Annotated in this window: 10 protein-coding genes; 8 read left to right on the top strand and 2 right to left on the bottom strand. The window is 57.3% G+C overall.

Translation table 11 applies throughout. From position 1 onward, the window contains the following. From QZL67_RS07010 to QZL67_RS06995, 4 genes are all read left to right on the top strand, one after another. On the top strand, positions 1-486 hold a 486-nt coding region (locus QZL67_RS07010; protein WP_292920057.1), incomplete at its 5' end, for an ATP-binding cassette domain-containing protein. Further along, the gene (locus QZL67_RS07005; RefSeq protein ID WP_022290026.1) at positions 483-1,472 is read left to right on the top strand and encodes an ABC transporter permease; all 990 of its coding nucleotides are present in this window, start codon (positions 483-485) and stop codon (positions 1,470-1,472) included. The genes QZL67_RS07010 and QZL67_RS07005, both read left to right, overlap by 4 nt. Positions 1,473-1,487: 15 nt before the next feature. Then, the gene (locus QZL67_RS07000) at positions 1,488-2,465 is read left to right on the top strand and encodes a substrate-binding domain-containing protein (RefSeq protein ID WP_022290025.1); all 978 of its coding nucleotides are present in this window, start codon (positions 1,488-1,490) and stop codon (positions 2,463-2,465) included. Between the two features lie 17 nt (positions 2,466-2,482). Beyond that, positions 2,483-3,145 carry a cyclase family protein gene (locus QZL67_RS06995; protein ID WP_022290024.1) on the top strand — a complete coding sequence of 221 codons (663 nt, stop codon included), beginning with the start codon at positions 2,483-2,485 and terminating at the stop codon, positions 3,143-3,145. Between the two features lie 145 nt (positions 3,146-3,290). Here QZL67_RS06995 and QZL67_RS06990 read toward each other — a convergent pair whose 3' ends face one another. Further along, complete coding sequence (locus tag QZL67_RS06990) at positions 3,291-4,187, bottom strand: NAD(P)/FAD-dependent oxidoreductase (protein ID WP_022290023.1); 897 nt, start codon at positions 4,185-4,187, stop codon at positions 3,291-3,293. Positions 4,188-4,231: 44 nt separating this feature from the next. After that, complete coding sequence (locus QZL67_RS06985; RefSeq protein WP_022290022.1) at positions 4,232-5,263, bottom strand: YeiH family protein; 1,032 nt, start codon at positions 5,261-5,263, stop codon at positions 4,232-4,234. A gap of 122 nt (positions 5,264-5,385) precedes the next feature. Here QZL67_RS06985 and QZL67_RS06980 point away from each other — a divergent pair, with 122 nt between their 5' ends. The 4 genes from QZL67_RS06980 to QZL67_RS06965 all read left to right on the top strand — a co-directional run. Continuing rightward, positions 5,386-6,252 carry a LysR family transcriptional regulator gene (locus QZL67_RS06980; RefSeq protein ID WP_022290021.1) on the top strand — a complete coding sequence of 289 codons (867 nt, stop codon included), beginning with the start codon at positions 5,386-5,388 and terminating at the stop codon, positions 6,250-6,252. A gap of 575 nt (positions 6,253-6,827) precedes the next feature. After that, positions 6,828-7,127: a hypothetical protein gene (locus tag QZL67_RS06975; protein WP_292920060.1), complete on the top strand. Its 300-nt coding sequence runs from the start codon at positions 6,828-6,830 to the stop codon at positions 7,125-7,127. Beyond that, positions 7,063-7,467, top strand: coding sequence for a hypothetical protein (locus tag QZL67_RS06970; protein ID WP_022290020.1), 405 nt, complete (start codon positions 7,063-7,065; stop codon positions 7,465-7,467). Before QZL67_RS06975 ends, QZL67_RS06970 begins: the two co-directional genes overlap by 65 nt. A 55-nt stretch (positions 7,468-7,522) precedes the next feature. Further along, positions 7,523-8,859 (top strand): VirD4-like conjugal transfer protein, CD1115 family (locus QZL67_RS06965; protein WP_292920055.1); only part of this gene is annotated, 1,337 nt, incomplete at its 3' end.

Below are 8,859 nucleotides of genomic sequence, written 5' to 3'. Positions count from 1 at the left end.
CGGAAGAGCGAGGGACTTATTCAGGAGCTGAGCGTTCTGAAAAACATCGGCCTTGCCAAGCTGGCCGCACGGGGCGGACCCATTTTGAACCAGCGGGCGGCGGAGCAGGACTGCAATGAGATGATCCGCAAACTGGAGATCAAAACCGCGGACATTGACCTTCTGGTCAAGAGCCTCAGCGGCGGCAACCAGCAGAAAGTGCTGCTGGCCAAGTGGATTTTACTCAATCCCAGGGTTTTGATCATTGACGAACCCACCCGCGGTGTGGATATCGGCGCCAAGTCGGATATTTACGCGATTTTGCGCGGCCTCGCCGCCCAGGGAATGGCCATCATCATTGTCTCTTCGGAGATTCCCGAGGTCATGGGTGTTTGCGATACGATTTACGTGATGCGGGAAGGTCAGGTAACGGCCAAGCTGGCGGCACAGGACGCCACGGAGGAAAAAATCGGATATTATTCTACCATAGGAGTTGAGAAGCCATGAAAAAAGAGCAGACGTTGCAGGGCGGCATGGGAAAGAGAATTGTCAGGGAGTATAAGACAGAGTTGTCCATGCTGGCGATTTTTGTGGTGTTTTTCGTGGTGCTGAGTTTTGCATCCCCTTACTTCCTGACGACAAAGAACATCATGAACGTGATGAGCCAGGTGTCCTCCACGGCGCTTTTGGCCATCGGCATGACCATCGTCATCATCACTTCCGGCATTGATTTGTCAGTAGGCGCCACACTGGGCCTGTCCGGCATGATCGGTTGCATGGTGCTGATGAACACGCAGAACGTGTTGCTGGGTGTAGTTGTGATCCTCTTGGTCGGTATGCTGGTGGGCCTGGTCAACGGATTTTTCATCGGATATCTGCAGTTGCCGGCCTTCATTGTGACACTGGGCACGATGCAGATCTGCCGAAGCCTGGACTACGTGATTTCCAACGCCAACACCGCCTCCAAGTTCCCGGAGGTGTACAGCGTCCTGGGCAAGGGCAAGATCGGCGGCTCCTTCCCTGTGTACATCCTCTTTATCTTTGGAATGTTTGCCATTTTCATCTGGATCATGGGCAAAACCAAGTATGGCCGGTTCCTGTACGCCATCGGCTCCAACGCCGAATCCGCCAGACTGACCGGCATCAACGTCAAGTTCAACGTCATGATGGCCTATGTGATCTCCGGACTGATGTGCGGTCTGGCAGCCTGGATCATGACCAGCCGCCTGATGGCCTGCGACGCCACCTATGGCGACGGCATGGAGATGGACGCCATTGCGGCGGCCGTCATCGGCGGAACCAGCATGAGCGGCGGCAAGGGAACGCTGTGGGGCACCATCATCGGTGTGTTCCTGGTGGGCTTTTTGCGCAACGCCCTCAACATTTTGGGAGTGAACCCCTATTGGCAGGGAACTGCGATCGGCGCGGTAATCGTCGTGGCCGTGCTGGCGGAGAAACTGTCGAAGCTGAAGGTTAAAAAGAGCAGCAAATAAAAGGAGGAAAATGAAATGAAGAAAGCACTGGAACTCTTGCTCTGCGCGACGATGATGGTTGGGCTGCTGGCCGGCTGCGGCAGCGACGCCCAGGAGGGCGGCAGCGGTGACGGCGATACCGCTTCTGCCAAGGTAGCGTATCTGACCCCCTCTTTGGATGTTCCCTTCTGGCGGTATGTGCGCCATGGTGTGGAGGACGAACTGTCCAAATCCGGTATCGAATGCGTGACCTACGACTCCAAGGATGATGCCAACACCCAGATGTCCAATGCCCAGGATGCCATCACCAAGCAGGTGGACGCCATCGTCATCTCCCCCACTGACAGCGCGTCCTGCGTGTCTGTTTTGTCCCTGGCGGAGGAGTCCGGCGTGCCTGTGGTCATCTGCGACATCGGCACTGACTCCGGCGAGTATGTCTCCTATATCAGCACCGATAACCTGGCCGGCGGCAAGGCTATCGGCGAGTACATTGCCTCCCAGCTGGAAGCCGGTACCGAGGTGGCGCAGATCACCCTGAACCAGGCCCGGATCAATGGCGTCCTGCGCAAGGACGGCTTTGATGAGGGCATCGCCACCAACAAGCTGGTGGACGTGGACTTCAAGCAGATGGAAAAGGTGAACCGCTCCGAGGGCGAGACTTACGCACAGGACCTGATCACCGCACATCCCAACCTGGGCGCCATCTTCTGCCACGCTGAGGACCCCACCATGGGCGCTGTGTCTGCACTGGAAGCCGCCGGCAGAAGCGACGTGCTGGTTGCCGCGTTTGACTGCTCTCCTGAAATCGTGGAGGCCATCCGGGAAGGCAAGGTCGCGGGTACCTCCGCTCAGCAGCCGGTTCTGATGGGCCGCTATGCCGCCCAGTCCGTGGTTTCTTACCTGGCCGGTGAAGAGGTGGAAAAGGAGATCACCCTGGATACGCTGCTGGTGACCAAAGACAACATCGACGAAGTGTACGACACGCTGGTGGAAGTCGCTCTGACGGAAGATTAAGAACGAGGCGAATTGAGATGGCACAGTTTACAAAATTTTACGACCTGTCTCAGCCGGTATATGATCACTGCCCGGGGTGGCCGACCTATGAACCCACGCTGGTGAAGTATGAGGCGTCCTATGACAAGGACTGTTTCAATGCCGAACAGATCCGGCTCAACAGCCATACCGGAACCCATTTGGATGCGCCGTTCCACTTCTATCCCGACGGAACGACCATCGACCGGCTGGATGTCTCCTTGTTCCAGGGAGACGCCGTGATCGTGGATCTGCGGGGGATCATCCACGCCAAGGAGGGCATTGAGGTGTCCCACCTGGAGCCGTACAAGGACCGGATTCAGCAGGGGAGCATCGTGCTCTTTGCCACCGGCTGGGGCCCCAAGCGCAGCATGGAGCAGGAGTACATGTATGACTGGCCCTATCTGACCGGCAGTGCTGCGGAATGGCTCAAGGCTAAGGGCATCAAGGGTGTCGGCATTGATACCATGAGCATGGGCGGCTGGTACGAAGGAACGGGGCGTCCCTGCCATGAGGCGCTGCTTTCCGCTGGAATCTGGATTCTGGAAGAGATCAACATTCCCGACGAACTGACGGAGCGCGGAAATTGCTATCTGATGGCGTTCCCCATCCGTCTCCAGGGATTCTCCGGCGCACCGGCCCGCGCGGTAGCCGCAGTGTAAGTAAGAAAACAGAGTTATGATGCACCCCCGGAGGCACTGTCGGCGCCTCCGGGGGTGCGTGTTTTTGAGAGAAAACAGCAGACAGGGAGGCACACGCTCTTGTGTGCCTCCCTGTTGAATCGTTGTGGGAAATTGCGACTGCCCGTCACATGGCGGCGTTGATGGCGGCGATGGCGCCGTCCGCCCCGGCAGTGGCCACCTGCCGGACCTGCTTGACCCGGATGTCACCTGCGGCGTAAACACCGGGGATGGCGGTCTCCATCTTTTCATTGGTTGGGATGTAGCCGTTCTCCAGGGTCAGCTCGGTGTACAGCTCCGTGTTGGGCACCACGCCGGCATACACGAAGATGCCGCAGCCGGGGTCCTCCACGGTTTCGATGTGGCCGTCATGTTCATCGGCAATCTCCAGCCGCTCCACCTGGTCCTGGCCATAGACGGCATGGAGCCGGGAGGCCAGACGCAGCTTGATGTTCCCGGCGGCGGCCACCTTCTGCCGGAACTCCGCGATGCAGCCCAGCTGATCTTCAAAGTGGATGATGGTCAGCTGCTTGGCGAAAGAGGCGAGATACAGCGCCTCTTTTACCGCACCGTCCGCACCGCCCACAACATAGATGTTCTTTCCGGTGTAAGCGGCGCCGTCCCGGGCAGCGTTCATGCCCATGCCCTTGCCGGTCAGCTCTGCCTCGCCGGGGATGCCCAGCTTGCGGGGCGTGCCGCCGTTTGCCAGAATCACCCGCTTGGCCTCGTAGGTGCCCTTATCGGTGGTGACGGTCTTGACTTCGCCGGTCAGCGTTACGCCGGTGACGTTGGCGTAGACGATCTCCACACCGGACCGGAGTGCCTGCTCCTTCATCCGGGCGGCAAAGGTGGCGCCGGTCTCTCGGGTTTCAATGGCAGTGTAGTGGGTGACGGTGGACACTTTGCCGATGATGCCGCCTACCTGGCCCTTCTCCAGGACCAGCGCCCGCTTGCCGCGGCTGACTGCATAGATGCCTGCGCTGATGCCCGCAGGACCCGCTCCGATGATAATGATGTCGTACATGATAGATCCGCTTCCTTTCTATTTGTTAACAGTGTGTGGAAAACTTACAGAAGGCCCTGGAAATGCTGCATAAGGAGGCTGGCACAGGTGATGCCCACCCAGCAGCACACGCCCATGAAGATGGGCTTGCCGCCGGTTTTGATCAGCTTCACCAGGTCGGTATTGAGGCCGATGGCCGCCATGGCCAGAATGATGAAGAACTTGGAGAGCTCCTTGAAAGGCTGGAACAGGCTGGCGTCCACACCCGCCATGGTGGAAAGTGTAGTGATGACGGAAGCCAGGACGAAGAAGAGAATAAAGAAGGGGAAGACCTTCTTGATGTCAAAGGAACCGTTGGATGCGCTGCCGCCCCGCTTGGCCTGCCAGGTCCGCCAGAAGGCCAGCGCCAGTGTAATGGGGATGATAGCTAGGGTCCGGGTCAGCTTGACAATGGTGGCATATTCCAGCACCGCGCCGTTGGTGCCGTGGAGGGTATCCCAGGTGGAGGCCGCCGCTGTGACGGAGGAAGTGTCGTTGATGGCAGTTCCCGCGAAGAGACCAAAGCCCTCATTGCTCATCCCCATGGCTCCGCCCAGTGTGGGGAACAGCAGCGCCGCCAGAATATTGAAGAGGAAGATGACGGAAATGGACTGAGCGATCTCTTCGTCATCCGCGCCGATGACAGGAGCCGTGGCGGCGATGGCGCTGCCGCCGCAGATGGAGGAGCCCACGCCCACCAGCACGGAGATGTTGCAGGGCATGGCCAACAGCTTGCGCAGAAAGAAGGCAATCAGCAGCGAGACGGTAATGGTGGTGCAGATGATGGGCAGGGACTGGGCACCCACCTTGGCGATCTCCGAGAGATTCAGTCCGAACCCCAGCAGAATGACCGCATATTGCAGAATCTTCTTGGACGTGAAGGCGATGCCTGCCTGATAACGCGTCCTGTCCCGGAGCACCAGGGACAGCACCATACCCATCAAAATGGCGAAGACCGGTCCGCCGATCACCGGGAACGCGTGGCCCAGCAGCCAGCTGGGAATGGCCAGGATCAGGCACAGCAGCAGGCCGGGACCGGTTCTTTTTACAAATTCCATTTCTAATTTCTCCCTTTTCAAACCATATTTTGCTTGGCAGTCTTGATTATAGACCAGGTCAGCGATAAAATAAAATGAAGATTTATTATAGAACAATAAAATGAAATAATAGGTGATGCCATATGCTGGACCCTCGCTGGAATACGTTCCTCGCTGTGTGCGAGACCATGAATTACACTCGGGCTGCGGAGCGGCTGTGTCTGACACAGCCGGCAGTGACCCATCACATCCATTATCTGGAGGACCACTACGGCTGCCGTCTCTTCTCTTACGAGGGCAAGGTACTCCGGCTGACGGAGGCGGGGCTGCGTCTGCTGGAGTTTACCCGGTCCATGGCCTATAACAGCCGAAAGGTGGAGAACGCCATGGCGTCGCCGGTCCCGGTTTCCCTGCGGGTAGGGGCCTCCAAGACCATTGGGGAATTCATCATCGCCCCGAAGATCGAGCGCTTTCTGCGCGCTCAACCGGATGCCTCGTTTTCCCTGATGGTGGACAATACGCAGGTGCTTTTGCGGGAACTGGAGGCGGGACGGCTGGATTTCGTGCTGGTGGAAGGCTTCTTTGACCGCAGCCGTTATGACGCCCAACTCTGCCAGCGGGAGGATTTTTTCGGGGTCTGCGCGCCGGGGCACCGGCTGGCCGGAAGATCGGTTCCCCTGGATGAACTGGTGGGGGAGCGTCTGATCCTGCGGGAAAGCGGCTCCGGCACCCGGGCAATTTTTGAAGAGGCACTGCACCGCCAAAATTACACGCTGGACAGCTTTTCCAGCGTGGTCACCATCAGCGATTTTTCCACCATCAAGTCCCTGGTCGTGGACGGACTTGGGGTCTCGTTTTTGTACGCCCCGGTGGTGGCGCAGGAGCTGAAGGCCGGAACGCTGGCCCGGTTTGATCTGGCGGAGGTGCCGATGAGCGGAGCGTTTTATTTCGTCTGTCTCAAGGACAATCTCTTTGCCAAGTCCTGGGTGGACTGGATGCATGAATCGTGATCCGCAGCGCAGCAAAGATGCCAGGAGCTCCTGCTCCCGGCATCCTTGCTGCAAAAAAATCGGAGCAAGCATAAAAATGCTTGCTCCGGTTTGAAACTGGCGAACGCTTTTGATGACACGCAGCTCCGGGACCCCACACGGTAGGGCGGTGCTTTTGCGCTGTGCAAGTGTTTTCGCTGCAGGCGAAACCCTTGGCGCAGGGCGGACTCATTCCGCCCGAGCATTTTAATTCCTACGGTACCCATAAAAATAACCACACCGAAAGGCGTGGTTATTTTTGTGGCGGAGATGGAGGGATTTGAACCCCCGCACGCCTTGCGGCGCCTACCGGATTTCGAATCTGTTGCACATACGAGCACATCGAAGCAGTACTTGGCATTTACTATCCCTCAAAACCATTGAAAAATCAAGACTTTTCGGACATTCACCGCAAGAAAATCTGGCACGGAAGCCAGTTCCGCGATTTTTGAAAAAAGCGGGCCAAAAAAGAAAAAAGATAGAAGATTGGATAGACCAGATCTTCGAGGATAATCGGTTTTCTCTGCTGTCGGCAATTAGCAGAAGGGAGAACTGAAATGAATTTGTTGAACCACTATCCGGAGATTGTCGCGGCATATCCGGAGTACATCACGCAGAAGCAATTCTGCGAAGTGTGCGGAGTATGCCACAAAACCGCTTATAATTTAGAGCGTCGGGGAGAAATTCCCTATAAAGTAGTAGATACCCCGACAGGGCGCATTCATCACATCAAACTCATAGATGCGCTTGCCTATCTTTACAAGAAAGATACGCTCTACGCTGCCCGGTCAGATGACGCTGAACAGCATTGTCACCGGCACCTACAACCAGCAGCTTTCCTACAAGGTGGTCTATAAGACCAATCTCTCCGGCAGCAGCTACCGCACTCTGGCAGACAACCTCTCCACCAGCAAAAACTATGTGCTGGATGCCCGTCCCGCCATTCTGAAGCTGGCGTCCAACGAGCGCATCACAGAGGTCATGTTCGTGTTCGGACAGGTCAAGGCTGGCTTTGCCCAGGTGGAAACGCCCGCCATCAGCGGCACCGTTGCAAAGGGACTGTCGGGTGGCAGCAGCCTTGTCAATGTGGCTGATGTAGGTGGCCTGTATAACGGGCAGTGGATTCAGGCGGTTTCCCGCACCCTGACCGGCGTCTATGCCAAGACAACGGTAACACTGCCCAAGACCGGCTATTGATGGTATGAAGCCAAATCGCAGCTTTCGCAGTGCTGCCCCGATGTGGGCGGCACTTGTGATACCCGTCCTGTGGCTGGCGGCGCTGCTTGCCACCGGCTATGAGGACGGCATGACCATATTCGACCTGATGGGGCGTTTCAGCAGTCTGCTGGAGCGCCCCTTTGCCATCCGCTGGACGGCGCACACGCTGAAATTCATGGCGATTGCCCTCTGCTGCTACGGCATGGCCATTGGCTTGTATTATTCCAGCCGCGAGAACCGGCGACCGGGCGAGGAATACGGCAGCGCCAAGTGGGGCGACCCCAGGGCGCTGTGTCAGAAGTATAAAGACCCCGGCAACCCGAACGGAAATGTCATCCTGACCATGCGCGTCTGCATCGGCATGGACGGCCACAAGCACCGGCGCAATCTGAACATTCTGGTGGTGGGCGGCTCCGGCTCCGGTAAGACCCGGTTTTTCTGCCTGCCGGGTGTGCTGAGCGCCAACTGCTCCTTCCTCATCACAGACCCCAAAGGCGAGATCCTGCGTACCACCGGCCATCTGCTGATCGAGCAAGGCTACGATATAAAGGTGTTTAACCTGATCGACCCCGGCCAATCGGATTGCTACAATCCGTTCCGCTATCTGCGGGATGAGAAAGATGTGCTGAAGCTCATCGACAACCTCATCAAGAACACCACACCAAGAAACGCGTCCAGCAATGACCCCTTCTGGGAGAAGGCCGAGATTGCCCTGGACTCCGCCCTGATGCTCTACCTCATGAGCGAAGCCCCACCGGAGGAACAGAATTTTGAAACCATGCTATTCATGATGGAATACGCCGAGGTGCTCGAGGAGGACGAAGGCTACCGCAGTCCGCTGGACTTGCTCTTTCAGGCGTTGGAGGAGGAACAGCCCAATCATGTTGCGGTGAAGCAGTACAAGGTGTTCAAGCAAGCTGCCGGCAAGACGGCAAAATCCATCCTCATTTCTGCCGCTGTCCGTCTGGCGGCGTTCAACATCCCGCAGTATGCGGCTATGACAGCCAAAGACGATATGGATTTTGGCTCCCTGGGCGAAAGAAAGCGGGCGATCTTCTGCGTCATCCCCATCAACGACGCCAGTATGAATTACCTCATCGGTATGCTCTATACCCAATGCTTTCAGGAGCTGTACTACCGGGCAGACGAGAAGTACAACGGACGCCTGCCCGTGCCGGTGCGGGTCATTCAGGACGAATGGGCGAATGTGGCCCAGCCGGACAGCTATCCCAAAATCCTTGCCACCTGCCGCAGCTACAACATCGGGCTGAACATCATCGTGCAGAACATCCAGAACATCAAGGCGCTGTACGAAAAGGAATGGGAGGGGATCATCGGCAACTGCGACACGCTGCTGTTCCTGGGCGGCGG

Source organism: Oscillibacter sp. CAG:155, from assembly GCA_000436875.1.
In the GTDB taxonomy this organism is placed as follows: Bacteria; Bacillota; Clostridia; order Oscillospirales; family Oscillospiraceae; genus Oscillibacter.
This window is presented reverse-complemented; position numbering and strand designations above follow the sequence as displayed.

Excerpts from the sequence above, each read along its gene's own strand:
- QZL67_RS07005 (WP_022290026.1), top strand. The coding sequence starts at position 483 with ATGAAAAAAGAGCAGACGTTGCAGGGCGGCATGGGAAAGAGAATTGTC.
- QZL67_RS07000 (WP_022290025.1), top strand. The coding sequence starts at position 1,488 with ATGAAGAAAGCACTGGAACTCTTGCTCTGCGCGACGATGATGGTTGGG.
- QZL67_RS06995 (WP_022290024.1), top strand. The coding sequence starts at position 2,483 with ATGGCACAGTTTACAAAATTTTACGACCTGTCTCAGCCGGTATATGAT.
- QZL67_RS06990 (WP_022290023.1), bottom strand. The coding sequence starts at position 4,187 with ATGTACGACATCATTATCATCGGAGCGGGTCCTGCGGGCATCAGCGCA.
- QZL67_RS06985 (WP_022290022.1), bottom strand. The coding sequence starts at position 5,263 with ATGGAATTTGTAAAAAGAACCGGTCCCGGCCTGCTGCTGTGCCTGATC.
- QZL67_RS06980 (WP_022290021.1), top strand. The coding sequence starts at position 5,386 with ATGCTGGACCCTCGCTGGAATACGTTCCTCGCTGTGTGCGAGACCATG.
- QZL67_RS06975 (WP_292920060.1), top strand. The coding sequence starts at position 6,828 with ATGAATTTGTTGAACCACTATCCGGAGATTGTCGCGGCATATCCGGAG.
- QZL67_RS06970 (WP_022290020.1), top strand. The coding sequence starts at position 7,063 with ATGACGCTGAACAGCATTGTCACCGGCACCTACAACCAGCAGCTTTCC.